Annotated in this window: 13 protein-coding genes, 1 tRNA gene and 2 riboswitches; of the genes, 7 read left to right on the top strand and 7 right to left on the bottom strand. The window is 74.7% G+C overall.

Annotated features, from left to right (window positions below; genetic code table 11):
* Window positions 1-40: 40 nt before the first annotated feature.
* From OVA32_RS09225 to OVA32_RS09205, 5 genes are all read right to left on the bottom strand, one after another.
* Complete coding sequence (locus OVA32_RS09225) at window positions 41-712, bottom strand: ABC transporter ATP-binding protein (protein ID WP_041105279.1); 672 nt, start codon at window positions 710-712, stop codon at window positions 41-43.
* Window positions 712-1,848, bottom strand: coding sequence for a hypothetical protein (locus OVA32_RS09220; RefSeq protein ID WP_230594545.1), 1,137 nt, complete (start codon window positions 1,846-1,848; stop codon window positions 712-714). Before OVA32_RS09220 ends, OVA32_RS09225 begins: the two co-directional genes overlap by 1 nt.
* The gene (locus OVA32_RS09215; protein ID WP_041105283.1) at window positions 1,845-2,765 is read right to left on the bottom strand and encodes a hypothetical protein; all 921 of its coding nucleotides are present in this window, start codon (window positions 2,763-2,765) and stop codon (window positions 1,845-1,847) included. Before OVA32_RS09215 ends, OVA32_RS09220 begins: the two co-directional genes overlap by 4 nt.
* Window positions 2,766-3,135: 370 nt before the next feature.
* The gene (gene thiC / locus OVA32_RS09210; protein ID WP_041105276.1) at window positions 3,136-4,941 is read right to left on the bottom strand and encodes a phosphomethylpyrimidine synthase ThiC; all 1,806 of its coding nucleotides are present in this window, start codon (window positions 4,939-4,941) and stop codon (window positions 3,136-3,138) included.
* A riboswitch (TPP riboswitch) is annotated at window positions 4,938-5,052 on the bottom strand. It overlaps the preceding gene by 4 nt.
* Before the next feature lie 62 nt (window positions 5,053-5,114).
* Complete coding sequence (locus OVA32_RS09205) at window positions 5,115-6,272, bottom strand: membrane protein (protein WP_041105274.1); 1,158 nt, start codon at window positions 6,270-6,272, stop codon at window positions 5,115-5,117.
* A 73-nt stretch (window positions 6,273-6,345) separates the two neighbouring features.
* Here OVA32_RS09205 and thiD point away from each other — a divergent pair, with 73 nt between their 5' ends.
* Entirely contained in the window at window positions 6,346-7,200 is an 855-nt protein-coding gene (gene thiD / locus OVA32_RS09200) for a bifunctional hydroxymethylpyrimidine kinase/phosphomethylpyrimidine kinase (protein ID WP_041105272.1), read from the top strand.
* A 196-nt stretch (window positions 7,201-7,396) separates the two neighbouring features.
* Here the strand turns inward: thiD and OVA32_RS09195 are convergent.
* Both OVA32_RS09195 and thiE read right to left on the bottom strand, forming a co-directional pair.
* A tRNA-Arg gene (locus OVA32_RS09195) sits at window positions 7,397-7,469 on the bottom strand.
* Window positions 7,470-7,555: 86 nt separating this feature from the next.
* The gene (gene thiE / locus OVA32_RS09190) at window positions 7,556-8,299 is read right to left on the bottom strand and encodes a thiamine phosphate synthase (protein ID WP_036316591.1); all 744 of its coding nucleotides are present in this window, start codon (window positions 8,297-8,299) and stop codon (window positions 7,556-7,558) included.
* 21 nt (window positions 8,300-8,320) lie between these two features.
* Window positions 8,321-8,451: riboswitch (TPP riboswitch) on the top strand.
* On the opposite strand from thiE, the gene OVA32_RS09185 reads away from it, so the two are divergent.
* From OVA32_RS09185 to lysA, 6 genes are all read left to right on the top strand, one after another.
* Window positions 8,445-9,614 carry an FAD-dependent oxidoreductase gene (locus tag OVA32_RS09185; RefSeq protein WP_036316589.1) on the top strand — a complete coding sequence of 390 codons (1,170 nt, stop codon included), beginning with the start codon at window positions 8,445-8,447 and terminating at the stop codon, window positions 9,612-9,614. Its footprint overlaps the riboswitch before it by 7 nt.
* A complete protein-coding gene (gene thiS / locus OVA32_RS09180) occupies window positions 9,611-9,853 on the top strand; it encodes a sulfur carrier protein ThiS (RefSeq protein ID WP_041105270.1) in 243 nt (80 codons plus the stop codon). The genes OVA32_RS09185 and thiS overlap by 4 nt, the downstream gene beginning before the upstream one ends.
* 3 nt (window positions 9,854-9,856) lie before the next feature.
* Window positions 9,857-10,675, top strand: coding sequence for a thiazole synthase (locus OVA32_RS09175; RefSeq protein WP_036316581.1), 819 nt, complete (start codon window positions 9,857-9,859; stop codon window positions 10,673-10,675).
* Complete coding sequence (moeB, locus tag OVA32_RS09170; protein WP_041105268.1) at window positions 10,672-11,868, top strand: molybdopterin-synthase adenylyltransferase MoeB; 1,197 nt, start codon at window positions 10,672-10,674, stop codon at window positions 11,866-11,868. The genes OVA32_RS09175 and moeB overlap by 4 nt, the downstream gene beginning before the upstream one ends.
* 114 nt (window positions 11,869-11,982) lie before the next feature.
* On the top strand, window positions 11,983-13,653 hold the full coding sequence (argS, locus tag OVA32_RS09165; protein ID WP_041103245.1) for an arginine--tRNA ligase: 1,671 nt from the start codon (window positions 11,983-11,985) through the stop codon (window positions 13,651-13,653).
* A gap of 8 nt (window positions 13,654-13,661) precedes the next feature.
* Window positions 13,662-15,134, top strand: a complete 1,473-nt coding sequence (lysA, locus tag OVA32_RS09160) for a diaminopimelate decarboxylase (RefSeq protein WP_041103243.1) — start codon at window positions 13,662-13,664, stop codon at window positions 15,132-15,134.
* The last annotated feature ends 140 nt before the right edge of the window (window positions 15,135-15,274 follow it).

The raw sequence follows: 15,274 nt of genomic DNA, 5'->3' as shown, positions 1-15,274 counted from the left end.
CGTCTGCCGACACCTGTGCAGGAGGCACGGTCGGACCTCGTCACTCGAGCCGCCCGGCCCGCAGCCGCCACGTGTGGTCGCACCGGGCCGCCACGGCGGGGTCGTGCGTGACGACCACGATCGCCCGCTCCGGCTGGGACATGGAGCGGAAGAGCCCCATCACCTCGTCGGTGCGCTCCTCGTCCAGGGCGCCCGTCGGCTCGTCGGCGAGCAGCAGGGAGGGCCCCATGATCACGGCCCGGGCGATGGCCGCACGCTGGCGCTCGCCGCCGGAGAGTCGGCCGACGGGGTGGTGGAGACGGTCTCCGAGTCCGAGCCGCGTCAGAAGCTCGGCGGCCATGGTGCGGCGCTCCCGCTTCGAGGTGCGCGGCCGCGCGTAGAGCAGCGGCAGGGCCGCGTTGTCCACGGCGGTCGCCCGATCGATGAGCAGATGGTCCTGGAGCACGATGCCGCACGTCCGGTTCCGGTAGGCGTCGCCGTCGGACGACCACGGTGCCGGCAGGCTCCGCCCGGCCACACGGATGCTCCCGGCGTCCGGTGTGTCAAGGCAGGCGAGGAGCCGCAGCAGGGTCGACTTGCCGGACCCGGAGGGTCCCATGATCGCATGGACGCCGCCCCCGGGGACCTGGAGCGAGACGCCGCGGAGCACGGGGACATCCCCGGCGGGGCCGCGGTAGGAGCGGTGTACGTCGTGCACGGTGAGCAGGGACATCACACGGTCCTTTCGACGAGTGCCGCCGTGCGGACGGCCCGGTGCAGCTGGCGGAGGGGATGACGGGTGCACGCAGCGGCGATCGCCAAGACGACCGCCAGCCCGACCACGACGACGGCAGGCGCCGGACGCAGTCCGCCCGCTTCCGAGGCGATGCCGAGGCCGAGCAACGATCCGAGCACGGCCGGAATGCCCCATACCGCGGCCACGGATGTGGCGATCCGGAGCCGGATCAGTCGTCTGGGCGCCCCGACCGTCAGGTGCGCCAGCCACGTGGGCGTGAGTCGACGGGTCATGGTCGTCAGGAGGCTCACCACCGTCACGACGGCGCTGGCAAGCCCGGCGGTGTAGGCGGTGACCATGAGCGCGGCACCGCGGGCTTCTCGGGCGATCGGAGACCTGGCCGAGGCGATCGGGGCCAACTCGGCGACCACGCCCGTCTCGTCCTCGAGGACGTCGAGTGCCGCTCTCACCTCGGAGGCCGCGTCCTGGCGTGCCACGACGGAACCGTAGACCGCCGCGAGCTGGGCCGGTTCGATCAGGCCGGCCATGGTCGTCGTGCTGGTGACGATGACGGGCGACTCACCCAGGGGCCAGAGGGATCCGTCGGCCCGCGGCGCGGCCGCGTCCCCGGGGAGTGGGCCGGCATAGCTGTGGGGTGTGGACCCCACGTACACGGTGCCGCCCGGTGCCCCGGAGGTGATCGCGGCGGGAGCGAAGTACACACCCTCGGCGGGACTGACGGCAGCAGCGGCGCCGAACTCCCGGGCCAGACCAGGCGTGGCGATGACCGCCCCCTGCAGCCGGGGGTCCTCGATTCCGATGGCGTCCGTCACGAGGAAGGCACGGGGGTCGACTCCGTCGACATGGGCGGCGAACGCCCGGGAAACGGTGTCGACGGCGCGGGGGTGGAGGTCGGTCGTGACGGCGGGGTCCAGGATCCTGGCTGTCACCAGGCCCGACGACTCGGCGTCCTCGAGCACCTCGAGCGCCGTGGTCACCCCGCCGGCGACGCCCAGGGCCAGTCCGAACACGACCGACGCCACGGTCGTGTGCAGCAGGGACAGGAACAGCAGTCCGGGCGTGTCGAACAGGTCGCGGAGGCCGTCCGCAACGGCCCGCATGGCTGCCGTCATGCGTGTGCCCTTCGGACCCAGAGGGTGGACAGGGTCGTGCTGAGGATGAGGATGGCGTCCACGACGAGCACGGCGGACCAGAGGAGAGCGGTGTCCCCCGTGAGCCCGATCTCCGCGTCCCACCGGGGCCATGCCACGAGCCAGACTCCGCCGGCACTCGCGGCGGCGGTCGCCCAGGCGAGCATGGCGGGCCGGACACCGAGCCGGGCCGCTCGCAGCGGGGAGGCACCGACGAGGCGGTGCGAGGTGACGGCAGGGAGCAGTCGACTGCGCAGGGTCGTGCGCCAGACGACCTGTGCGCCCAGCAGGGCGAAGCCGGCGAGCACGGCGAGCAGGGGCACATGGACACTGCGTCGCATCGCTGCCTCCCACGGCGGCGGGAGCGGGACGACGTCGACGACGACACCGGCCCGCCGCAGCGATTGGACGAGCTCGCCGAGCTGGGCCGGTGAGCCGCCGATCACACCTGTCAGGGACGAACTGTCGGGTGTTAGGAACGGGACCAGGAGGTCTGCTTCGGCGGCGCGATCCGGCGCGGAGGAGAGGTCTCGGACGACGACCCGATCGACGTCCGGCCAGCTCAGCTCGCCCGCAGCGGCACGTGCGGCGAAGGGGGAGGTGCTGGGGACGACCGCGGTCGGGGCGACGCCGTCCGGGAGCACGCCCAGAGCAGGTCGGCCGGCGAGGGCCGTCACGTGGGGGTTCGTGGAGGTGGCCGCGGAGCCGGAGTCCGGGCCCGTCAGCGACGTCCGGATCATGGGCCAGGCCTCGCTAGCGGGGAATGCCGAGATCTCGTACACCGTGCCGTCCATGCGCCAGCGGTCCTCCTTCTCCACCCCGACGTAGGACGCGAGGAGCGCTGCTGTTCCGAGCGTGATCAGGAGAAGGAGGAATCTCGAGACGAGCATCCGGGTCATCACGGCTGGCCCGAGGAGAGCTGAGCGGCTGGATGATGCCTCACCTGGGAAGTGCCCCTGGGGTGCGGACCGGCGGGGTCATGTCGACTTTCACGTCATATTCCCTCCACTCAATTCCTGTGGGCGGATGGGACACGCATCACAGGGGGCCTGCCGGAATAGTGAGCCCAGTGTGTGTGAGTCAAGAGGCATCACCACTCGATCGACCACCGAGCGCACTGCCCCGTCCGTGGGGCCGCGCCTTCGCCGTCCCGGAGGGCCTTGTCCTGGCGATCGCGTCATGACCTGGTGGCGGCCCTCAGGTCATGACGCGATCGTCAGGTGGCGCAGGGGCGGGCCATCCCGCCCCACCTCACCCCGCGTCCCGGCCTCAGGCGTCCGAGGCGGTGCGGATCGTCGGCTCGGGCAGGTACACGGACCCGCCGGCGGCCCGGAACTCCGCGGACTTGGCGGCCATGCCGGCCTCGGCGATCCGCGCCTGCTCGGACGCGCCGCCGAATTCGCTGCGGATGTCCTGGCTGATGCGCATGGAGCAGAACTTCGGCCCGCACATCGAGCAGAAGTGGGCGGTCTTGGCGGGCTCGGCCGGCAGCGTCTCGTCGTGGTACTCCTCGGCGAGCTGCGGGTCCAGGCCGAGGCCGAACTGGTCGCGCCAGCGGAACTCGAAGCGCGCCTTGGACAGGGCGTCGTCGCGGTCGCGGGCGCCGGGGTGGCCCTTGGCGACGTCGGCGGCGTGCGCGGCGATCTTGTAGGTGATCACACCCGTCTTCACGTCGTCCCGGTTCGGCAGGCCCAGGTGCTCCTTGGGCGTGACGTAGCAGAGCATCGCGGTGCCGTAGCGGGCGATCTCGGTGGCGCCGATGGCCGAGGTGATGTGGTCGTACGCCGGGGCGATGTCCGTGACGAGGGGGCCGAGCGTGTAGAACGGGGCGCCCTTGCACAGCTCCTGCTGGCGCTCCACGTTCTCCCGCACCAGGTGCAACGGGATATGGCCGGGGCCCTCCACCATGACCTGGACGTCGTACGCCCACGCCCGCTCCGTCAGCTCGGCCAGCGTGTCGAGCTCGGCGAACTGGGCGGCGTCGTTGGCGTCGGCCACGGAGCCCGGCCGCAGGCCGTCGCCCAGGGAGAACGCGACGTCGTAGCGCGCGAAGATCTCGCAGAGCTCGTCGTAGTTCTCGTAGAGGAAGTTCTCCTTGTGGTGGCCCAGGCACCAGCCGGCCATGATCGAGCCGCCGCGGGAGACGATGCCGGTCACGCGGTCCGCGGACAGCGGCACGTGGCGCAGCAGCACGCCGGCGTGCACGGTCATGTAGTCCACGCCCTGCTCGCACTGCTCGATCACGGTGTCGCGGAAGATCTCCCAGGTCAGGGCCTGGTGGTCGCCGCCGACCTTCTCGAGGGCCTGGTAGATCGGCACGGTGCCGATCGGCACGGGGGAGTTGCGCAGGATCCACTCGCGGGTGGTGTGGATGTCGTCGCCCGTGGACAGGTCCATCACGGTGTCCGCGCCCCAGCGGGTGGCCCACTGCAGCTTCGAGACCTCCTCGGCGATCGACGACGTCACCGCCGAGTTGCCGATGTTCGCGTTGACCTTCACGGCGAACGCCTTGCCGATGATCATCGGCTCCGACTCGGGGTGGTTCACGTTCGCCGGGATGATGGCGCGGCCGGCCGCGACCTCGGAGCGCACCAGCTCCACGTCCACGCCCTCGCGCAGGGCGACGTAGCGCATCTCCGGGGTGATCTCGCCGCGCCGGGCGTAGTGCATCTGGGTGACGCGCGCGCCCTCCTTGGCGCGCAGCGGGGCGCGGCGCTCGCCGGCCCACTCCTGCGAGGCGGCGCCGCGGCGCACGGCCGAGCGGCCGTCGTCGAGCAGGTCGCGCTCGCGGCCCTCGTACTCCTCGACGTCGCCGCGGGCGCGGATCCACTCGGCGCGCTGGGCGGGCAGGCCGCGCTCGGGCACGGAGCCCGGGCCCATGGTGCGGTAGACGGTCAGGGGCGCGTTGGGCGTGCCGTCGGGGGAGTCGTCCTGGTGGACCTCGGTGACGGGCACGCGGATGCCGTGCTCGGCATCCTCGAGCCAGCCCAGACGGTGCGTGGGGTAGTTCTCCTCGGCGACGACCTCGGCCGTCGACTCGGCTGCGGGCAGGGGGGTGTGCTCGGAAACGGACATGGCCGCGGCTCCTTCTTCCTTCGCCGGAATGACCCGGACAGGTTCAGACGGTCTCCGGGCGGCGTCAGCCCGGTCTCAGCCCCGTGCCGTGGGGCTCCCGTGGGATGCGAGCGACCCTAGCACGTCCCCTGCGGGGCCTCACCGCCGTCGGCAGCGGCCATGCGGCGGGCCGCTCAGGCGCGCGCCGCGCGGGCCGCCCGCCGGCGCACCGTGGTGCGCTCGACGATCCACGTCACGATGAGCATCACGATGATGACGATGCCGGCGTACCCGAGGACGGGGTAGACGGTGCCCACGAGGTCGGAGAAGCCGACGCTCGAGAGCAGGGTGGCGGCCAGGGCAGTGACGACGGCGATGGCCCAGCCCGGCACGCGGCGCATCGAGGACAGCAGGGCGATCCGCTCCACACCGCCGTACAGGCACGAGACCGCCGTCGTGAACTGCGCCAGCAGCAGGACGACCGTGTACAGCAGGGCGGCCCAGCCGCCGATCATCGCGGCCAGCTCGACCATGGGCAGCTCGGCACGGCCGATGAGCTGGGCGTGGACGGTCAGCGCGGCCATCACCGCGCCGGCCATCACCACGAGGCCCAGTGCCCCGAGCCCGGCCCCGGCGACGAGGGAGCGGCCCGACGAGGAGCTCTCCTCGCCGATCGGGGCGAGCACCGCGTAGGCCAGCTGGATGTTGAAGGCCACGTACAGCACGCCCGAGAGCCACCACTGGTTGATCAGCGGGGACGAGGTCACGAGCGCGGCGACGTCGTCCACCGCGGCCCCCGGGTTCGCCAACCCCCACACCGCGACGCCGACGGCGACCACGATGATCAGGGGGACCACCACGGCCTGGACGCGCACGAGGCCCGTGATGCCGGCCAGCACCGAGACCACGCAGACGGCGGCCATCACCAGCGAGCCCACGAGCGAGGGCAGCCCGAACGCGGTGTGCACCGCCGCCCCGGCCCCGGCCAGCATGATCACCAGCGTCCCCAGCAGGGACGTGGTGATGCACAGGTCCGCGAACCAGGTGGGCACGCGCGACGTCGTGGGGTTCACGATCCGGTGGATGTCCGTGGTCCGCAGCTTCTGCGCCAGCCGCAGCACGATCACCGCGAGCAGGAAGAACAGCGCGCCGGCGATCACGAGCGCCCCCGTGCCGCCCCAGAGGCCGAAGCTCACGAAGTACTGCAGGATCTCGTTGCCCGAGGCGTACCCGGCGCCGATGGTGGTGCCGATGAACGTGGCGGCGATCCCGAGCGGGGAGGTCGGCCGCAGCGGCGCCGACTCCTCGGCTCGGCCGGGGTGCGCGGGGGAGCTCTCTGTGACGTGGGACATGCGACTACATTCTCATGGGCGGGATCGGCCCGGCCCGGGCGGCCGATCCGCCCCGACCCGAAGGAGCCCCCGCATGACCCCCGCCGTCCCCCGTGTGCTCAGCATCGCCGGCTCCGACTCCGGCGGCGGCGCCGGTGTCCAGGCCGACCTGAAGACCATCGCCGCGTGGGGCGGCTACGGGATGACCGCGATCACCGCGATCACCGCCCAGAACACGCAGGGCGTGCAGGCCGTCCACCCGCTGCCGGTGGACGTGGTGCGCGCCCAGCTCGACTCGGTCGCCGCCGACATCGCCGTGGACGCCGTGAAGATCGGCATGCTCGGCACGGTGGAGCTCATGCGGGCCGTCGCCGGCTGGCTCGAGGAGACCCGGCCCGCCGTCGTCGTGCTGGACCCGGTCATGGTGGCCTCGAGCGGGGACGCCCTCACCGCGGTCGGCGACGACGACGGGCGCGCCGCGTGGGCCCGGCTGCTGCGGGTGGCGCACCTGGTGACACCCAACCTGCCCGAGCTGGCCCGGCTGACCGGGCGGGACGCGACGGACTGGGACGCCGCCCTCGACGCGGCGCGGGGCCTGGCCGCCGAGCACGGGGTGACGGTGCTGCTCAAGGGCGGGCACCTGGACGAGACCGAGGCGCCCGAGGCCGCAGCGGCGGAGGTGCCGGACGCCGTCGTGCGCGTGGGCGGGGCCGTGCACGAGGTGCGCGGCCCGCGCGTGACGACCCGCGCCTCGCACGGCACCGGCTGCACCCTCTCCTCGGCCCTGGCCACGCTGGCCGGGGCGGGCCTGAGCTGGGACGACGCACTCGAGCGGGCCAAGCCGTGGCTGGCCGACGCGATGCGGGCGGGGGAGGCGCTCGCGGTCGGGGACGCCTCGCGGCCGACGTGGCACGGGCCCGTCGACCACGGTCATGCGCAGCGGGGCTGAGGGCGGGACCTCCGGGCTTCGACACGTTCGAGGCGGGAAATCCGGCGAATACGCACCTCGGGACGTCCCATGAGGTCGATTTCCCGCCTCGAATGCCGGTGACCCGGACCTCCCGCTCCGCTCGAGCGTCCGGGTCCGCAGAACCCAGAAGAGCCGGACCACCGTGTCGCCACGGGGGTCCGGCTCTGTTCGCTCGTGCCCCCGGCAGGATTCGAACCTGCGGCCTTCTGCTCCGGAGGCAGACGCTCTATCCCCTGAGCTACGGAGGCGGGGGTCGCGACGCGTCGAGCGCGTTGCGGACTCGTCGACTCTACACCATCAGGACGGCCCGTCCGTGACCTCCCCGCGGGGCGCGTCAGCCGGGCAGGCCCGCGCGCAGGGTCCGGGCCGCGGCCTCGGGGTCCTCGGCCTGCGTCACGGCGCGGACCACCACGATCCGTTCCGCCCCGGCCGCGCGGACCTCGGGCAGCCGGTCCGCGTCGACGCCGCCGATGGCGAACCACGGCCGCGCCCCCGCCGGGTCCTCCGCGTCCAGGCGTGCGGCGAGGGTCGGCAGTTCCAGTCCGACGGCGGCCCGGCCCGGCTTCGTGGGCGTCGCCCACACCGGCCCCGTGCAGAAGTAGTCCAGGCCGTCCTCCGCGCGGGCGCCGCGCACCTGCGCCTCGGTGTGGCACGAGCGGCCGAGCACCACGTCCGGGCCCAGCAGGGCGCGGCACTGCGCGGTGGTCAGGTCGGTCTGGCCCGTGTGGAACACGTCCACCCCGGCCAGGGCGGCGACGTCGGCGCGGTCGTTGGCGGCCGAGAGCGCCCCGTGCTCCCGGGCCAGCGGGACGAGCGTGGCGAACGCGGCCAGCTCGACCGCCACGTCCACGGCCTTGTCCCGCACCTGGATCACGTCTACTCCGCCGCGGAACGCCGCCGCGCAGAAGTCGGCGAACGCGGCCGTGTCGAGCGTGCCGTCCGGGCGCAGGAACCGCTGCAGGTCGGTGCAGACGTACAGCCGGGAGGCGGCGAGGCGGGCGCGGCGGCGCGCGCCGGGGCCGGTGCCGCCGTCGTCGCGGCCGGCCGCGGTCATCAGGAGCGGATCGGGGGAGTGCATGCGCCCACTGTGGCAGACTGGCCGCTGTTCCATGGGAGCCCGGGCCGCACACGCCGGGCTGAGAGGGCCGCAGGGGCGCACCGCGCCGGCGCGGCCGACCATCACCACTCGATGCGGGTCATGCCGCCGTGAGGAGGACCGGTCCGTGCACGTGGCCGTCGTCGGGGCCGGGATCATCGGCCTCACCGCCGCCGTGCGTCTGCGTGCCGCAGGCCACGCCGTCACCCTGATCGCCCCCGAGCTGGACGCCGCCGGGCGCCCGCACGCCGTGGCCGGGGCCACCCACGCCGCGGCGGGGATGCTCGCGCCGCTCGCCGAGACCCAGTTCAGCCAGGACGACCTCGCCCCGCTGCTGCAGGCCGGCTGGGAGGCCTACCCGGCCCTCGTGGACCTGCTCGCCGCCTTCACCGATGTGGAGACGGGCTTCCTCGCACAGGGCGCCTGGATCGTGGCCGCGGACCCCTCGGACGCCCGCGCCTGGGACCACGTGCTCGAGCACGCCTCGATCCTCGGTCGCCGGGTCGAGCCCGTCTCCGTCCGCGCGCTGCGCCGCGCCGAGCCCGCCCTGGCCCCGGGCCTGGCCGCCGGCTTCGACGCCCCGGACGACCATCAGGTGGACCCGCGACGGCTCGCCGCCGCCTGCGTCGCCGCCCTGCGCGCCGAGACCGGACCCGACGGCGGCCCGCTCCCGGTCGGCGCCGGACCCGCCGCCCGGTTCGTGGCCGGACGCGTCACCGCCGCCGGCCCGGAGGGCGAGGGGGTGCGCCTCACGCTGGCCGACGGGGGCGTCCTCACCGCCGACGGCGCGGTCCTCGCCGCGGGCCTGGGCCACCGCGGGATCGGCGGCGCGGCCACCGCCGTCGAGGTCCCGCTGCGCCCCGTCCACGGCGACGTGCTGCGTCTGCGGGTGCGCCCCGAGCAGCTGCTGCCGGGGGAGTCGCACCTGATCACCCGCACCGTCCGCGGCCTCGTCCACGGGCGCCAGGTCTACCTCGTGCCCCGCGCGGACGGCACCCTCGTGGTCGGCGCCTCGGCCCGCGAGGACGGCCTGGCCGGCACCTCCGCCGGGGCCGTGCTGGACCTGCTCGCCGACGCCGCCGCGATCCTGCCCGCCGTCCGCGAGTGCGAGCTGGTCGAGATCACCACCGCCGCCCGCCCCGGCACCCCCGACGACGCCCCGCGCGTGCTCGCCGTGCCCGAGGCTCCGGGCGCCGTCGTCGCCACCGGCTTCCACCGTCACGGGATCCTGCTCGCCCCCTGGGCGGCCGGGCGGATCCTCGAGCTGCTGCACGCCCGCCTGAAGGAGATCGCATGAGCACCCTCCCCCTGACCCTCAACGGAGAGCCCGCCGAGCTGGCCGTGGCCACCGTCCGCGACGTCGTCGCGCACGTCACCGGGCGCGCGATCGGCGAGGACGGCGCCGCCGCGGATGGGCGGCGGCTCGGCGTGGCCGTGGCGGTCGGCGGCGAGGTCGTGCCCCGGTCGGCCTGGGCCACCCGGGAGCTGGCCGCCGGGGACGAGGTCGACGTCGTCACCGCGGTGCAGGGGGGCTGAGCGATGGCCGAGCACCGCACCCCGCCCGCCGCCCCCGCGATCCCGCCGCTGCGGATCGGCGGCTACGACCTGGCCTCCCGGCTCATCATGGGCACGGGCGGCATCACCGACCTGACCGCCCTCGAGGGCGCCCTCGTCGCCTCCGGCACCACGCTCACCACCGTGGCGCTGCGCCGCTGGTCCGCGGACACCCGTGACGGCCTGGTCGCGCTGCTGGACCGCCTCGGCATCGACGTGCTGCCCAACACCGCCGGCTGCTACACCGCCCGGGACGCCGTGCTCACCGCCCGGCTCGGCCGGGAGGCGCTCGAGACCGACCTCGTGAAGGTCGAGGTCATCGCCGATGAGCGCACCCTGCTGCCCGACGTCGTCGAGACCCTCGAGGCCACCGAGCGGCTCGCCGCCGACGGCTTCACCGTCCTGGCCTACACCTCGGACGACCCCGCCATGGCGCTGCGCCTCGAGCAGGCCGGCGCCGCCGCCGTCATGCCGCTGGGCTCGCCGATCGGCTCGGGGCTGGGCATCCTCAACCGCGCACACCTGGAGCTGATCGTCTCCCGCGCCTCCGTGCCGATCGTGCTCGACGCCGGCGTGGGCACCGCCTCGGACGTCGCCCTGGCGATGGAGGCCGGCTGCGACGCCGTGCTCGCCGCCTCGGCGATCACGCGCGCCGCCGAGCCCGCCCGCATGGCCCACGCGTGCCGGCTCGCGCTCGAGGCGGGCTTCCACGCCCGCCGTGCCGGGCGCATCCCGCGCCGCGAGCACGCCCTGGCCTCCTCGCCGATGGCCGGGCGGGTCACGGCCGAGGAGGACGAGCGGTGACCGCCGCCCTGGACCCCGCCGCCCGCGAGCCCCGCGACCTCACCGCGCTGTCCGACACCCAGCTGGAGCGCTTCGCCCGCCACCTGAGCCTGGACGGCTTCGGCCCCGAGGCCCAGCTGGCGCTGCTGCGCTCCCGCGTCCTCGTGGTCGGCGCCGGCGGCCTCGGGGCGCCCGTGCTGACCTACCTCGCCGCCGCGGGCGTGGGGGAGGTCCACGTGATCGACGACGACATGGTGGACCGCTCCAACCTGCACCGCCAGGTGATCCACGCCGAGGCGGACCTCGGCCGCCCCAAGACCGCCTCCGCCGCCGCGACGATGCGCGGCCTGCACCCCGAGGTGCGCGTGGTCGAGCACCGCGAACGCCTGACCGCGGCCAACGCGCTCGAACGGGTCGGCGCCGTGGACCTCGTGCTCGACGGCACGGACAACTACGCGACCCGCTACCTCGTGGCCGACGCGTGCGAGATCGCGGGCGTGCCCGTGGTGTGGGGCGCGATCCTGCGGTTCGCGGGGCAGGTGAGCGTGTTCGCCCCGGGCGGGCCGCTGTACCGGGACGTGTTCCCGGAGCGGCCCGAACCCGGCGAGGTGCCCTCGTGCGCGCAGGCCGGAGTGCTCGGGGTGCTGCCCGGGATCATCGGCTCCCTCATGGCGGCCGAGGCGATCAAGCTGCTCTCCGGGGTGGGTGAGCCCCTGGTCGGGCGGCTGCTCTCCGTGGACGCCCTGACGATGCGCTTCCGTGAGCTGCGGCTCGTGCCCGACCCCGAGCGGACCCCCGTGACGGACCTGTCCGCCCACGCGGACCAGGCCCCCCGCCCGGACGACGCCGGCGCCCCCGGCTCGGCGGAGGCGTGCGGCGCCGCGGGCGGGGAGATCGCCCCCGCCGCGCTGGCCGCCCTGCTCGCCGACCCCGCCCGGGCCGCGTCCCTCACCCTGCTCGACGTCCGCGAGGACTGGGAGCGCCGCCTGCGCCGGGTTGAGGCCCCCGCGACGGTGGCCGATCGGCACGTCCCGCTCGAGGCCGTCCTCGCGGAGCCGGCGGCCCTCGCGCCCGGGCAGGACCGCGTCCTGGTGGTCTACTGCGCCGCCGGAGCCCGGTCGGCCCGGGCGCGGGACGCCGTCGTCGGGGCCGACCCGAGCGCCGGCGGGCGCGTCCTGTCCCTCGCCGGCGGCCTCGCCGCCTGGCCCGCCTGACCCCCACCCCGACGAACCCTGCGAGATGGCCCCCACCGCGGGCCGGAGGGGGCCATCTCGCAGGGTTCGTTCGCACGCGCACGGGCGCGGCGGCCCTTCCGTAGACTTGCGCGGGTGAAGCCCGAAGACCTCTCCGCCCTGCTGTCCGCTGTCCTCACCGACGCCGTCGATGCCGGTGACCTCCCCGCCGCGCTGCGGGAGGAGATCACCCCCGCGCGCGTGAAGGTGGAGCGACCCCGCAGCCGCGAGCACGGCGACTGGGCCACCAACGTCGCCCTCCAGCTGGGCAAGAAGGCCGGGATGGCCCCGCGCGACCTCGCCGGGCTCGTAGCCGAGCGCCTGACCGACAAGCCGGGCATCGCCGCCGTCGACGTCGCCGGCCCCGGCTTTCTCAACGTCACCCTGGACGCGGCCTCGGCCGGCGCCCTGGCCCGCGAGATCGTCGAGGCCGGCCCGGAGTACGGCCGCAACGACGCCCTGGCCGGGCACACCGTGAACATGGAGTTCGTCTCCGCCAACCCCACCGGCCCGCTGCACATCGGACACACCCGCTGGGCCGCGCTGGGCGACGCGATCGCCCGCCTCCTGCGCGCCTCCGGCGCGGACGTCACCGCCGAGTACTACGTCAACGACGCCGGCAACCAGATGAACGTGTTCGCCGACTCGGTCCTCGCCCGCCTGCACGGCCGCGACGTCCCCGCGGGCGGCTACCCGGGCGCGTACGTGCAGGAGCTGGCCGACGCCGTCGCCCTCGAGCACCCGGACGTGCGCGAGCTGACGGACGAGGCCGCCCGCCCGGTGGTCCGCGAGGCCGCGTACCGGCTCCAGATGCAGGACATCAAGGACACGCTCGCCGCCTTCGACGTGCACTTCGACGTGTTCACCTCGGAGCAGACGCTCCACGACTCCGGCGCGATCGACCAGGCCGTGCAGCGGCTGCGCGAGCAGGGCCACATCGAGGACCGCGAGGGCGCCGTGTGGCTCAAGACCACCGACTTCGGCGACGACAAGGACCGCGTGCTCATCCGCGCCAACGGGGAGCCCACCTACTTCGCCGCCGACGCCGCCTACTACCTCCACAAGCGCGACCGCGGCTTCGAGGAGAAGGTGTACCTGCTCGGCGCCGACCACCACGGCTACGTGAACCGCCTCAAGGCGATCGCCGCCGCCGCCGGCGACGACCCGGCGACGAACATCGAGATCCTCATCGGCCAGCTCATCTCGGTCAACGGCGCGAAGCTCTCCAAGCGCGCCGGCAACATCATCGAGCTCAAGGACCTCGTGGAGTGGCTCGGCCGCGACGCCCTGCGCTACGACCTGGCCCGCTACCCCGCGGACTCGCCCCTGACGATCGACCCCGAGCTGCTGCGCTCCGCCACGAACGACAACCCCGTCTACTACGTGCAGTACGCCCACGCCCGCGCCTCGGGCGCGGCGCGCACCGCGCAGGCCCACGGCGTGGACCGCTCCGAGTTCGACGCCGCCCTGCTCACCCACGCCACCGAGTCGGAGCTGCTGGCCCAGCTGGCGGAGTTCCCGGCCGTCGTCGGCGCGGCGGCGCGCCTGCGCGAGCCCCACCGCGTGGCCCGCCACCTCGAGGTGATCGCCGGGGCCTACCACTCGTGGTACGCCGCCTGCCGCATCGTGCCCATGCCCACCGACGACGGGACGCCGCGTCCCGTGGAGACCCTCAACCGCACCCGCCTGTGGCTCAACGACGCCACCGCCCAGGTGCTGGCCAACGGTCTCGGCCTGCTCGGCGTGACCGCCCCGGAGAAGATGTGAGCGCCCGGATGACGACGCCGCAGCCCGCCCCCGCCTCCCCGCTCGCCCCCGCCTGGCTCCCCGCGCCGGGGGACCCGGACGCGCTCGTGCCCGGCCTGTGGGCCGCCGGCGTGGACCGCGCCGCCGACGGCGAGCTCACCGTCCAGGGCCTGCGCGCGAGCGCGCTCGCCGCGGAGTTCGGCACGCCGCTGCTCGTGGTGGACGAGGACGACTTCCGCGCCCGCGCCCGCGCGTTCCGCGAGGGCTTCGACGCCGCGTTCGCCGACCTGTGCGGGGGAGCGGACGTCTACTACGCCGGCAAGTCCATGCTCACCCTCTCCACCGCCCGCTGGGCGGCCGAGGAGGGCCTGCGCGTGGACACCGCCTCCGGCGGCGAGCTGGCGATCGCGCTGGCCGCCGGCGTCGACCCGGCCCACATCGGCCTGCACGGCAACAACAAGTCGGACGCCGAGCTGCGCACCGCCCTCGAGGCGGGCGTGGGCCGGATCATCGTGGACTCGCTCGACGAGCTCACCCACCTGGCCGCGCTCGCGGCCGAGGTCGGCCGCCGCGCCCCCGTGATGCTCCGGCTGACCCCGGGCGTGCACGCGCACACCCACGACTTCATCGCCACCGCGCACGAGGACCAGAAGTTCGGCCTCTCCCTGGCCCCGGCCTCCACCGACCGGGACGGCAACGTGGCCGGCCGCTCGCCGGCCGCCGTCGCCGTGGCCGCGGCCCTGGCGGCCGAGTCGATCGACCTGCTGGGCGTGCACTGCCACATCGGGTCCCAGATCTTCGAGGCCGAGGGCTTCGGGCTGGCGGCCGGACGCGTGCTCGAGTTCCTCGCCGAGGTCAAGGCCGAGCACGGGGTGGAGCTGGCCGAGCTTGACCTCGGTGGCGGCCACGGCATCGCCTACACGGCCGTGGACGAGCCGCGCCCGGCCGCGGAGATCGCCGACGCCCTCGCCGACGACGTCCAGAAGACCGTCGAGCGCCTCGGCCTGAGGTGCCCGCGGGTCTCGCTCGAGCCGGGGCGGGCCATCTCAGGCCCCGCGGGCCTGACCCTCTACACGGTCGGGGTGACCAAGACCGTGGACGCGGACGCCCCCGACGGCGCAACCGCGGCCCGCCGCTACGTCGCCGTGGACGGCGGCATGTCCGACAACCCGCGTCCCGTGCTCTACGACGCCGACTACACCGCCGTCTCCGCGCGCCGCACCTCGGAGGCCGAGCCGGTGCTCTCCCGTGTGGTGGGCAAGCACTGTGAGTCCGGCGACATCCTGGTCCGCGACGTGTACCTGCGGGCCGACCTGGGCCGCGGCGACCTGCTGGCGGTGCCGGCCACGGGCGCGTACACGCACGTGATGTCCTCGAACTACAACGCGCTGGCCCGCCCGGCCGTCGTCGCGGTCTCCGGCGGGCAGGCGCGGGTGATCATCCGCCGCGAGACGCAGGAGGACCTGTTCGCCCGCGAGGCCGATCCGCGCCTCGCCCGCTGAGGACGCAGAAGCCCGGCCCGGCCGCCGGCCTCGCGGCCGGGCGTGGGCGTCCCGCTCTGCGGACACCGAGTGTCGCGCGGCGGGACGCGTCCGCCCGCCGCGCTAGATTCGAGGCCAGCCGAGCCGCGCGGTCGCGCGGC

This window comes from Micrococcus sp. SL257, from assembly GCF_026625585.1.
Taxonomy (GTDB): Bacteria; Actinomycetota; Actinomycetes; order Actinomycetales; family Micrococcaceae; genus Micrococcus; species Micrococcus luteus.
Note: the sequence above shows the minus strand (reverse complement) of the source record. Positions and strands in the feature narration are given on the sequence as shown.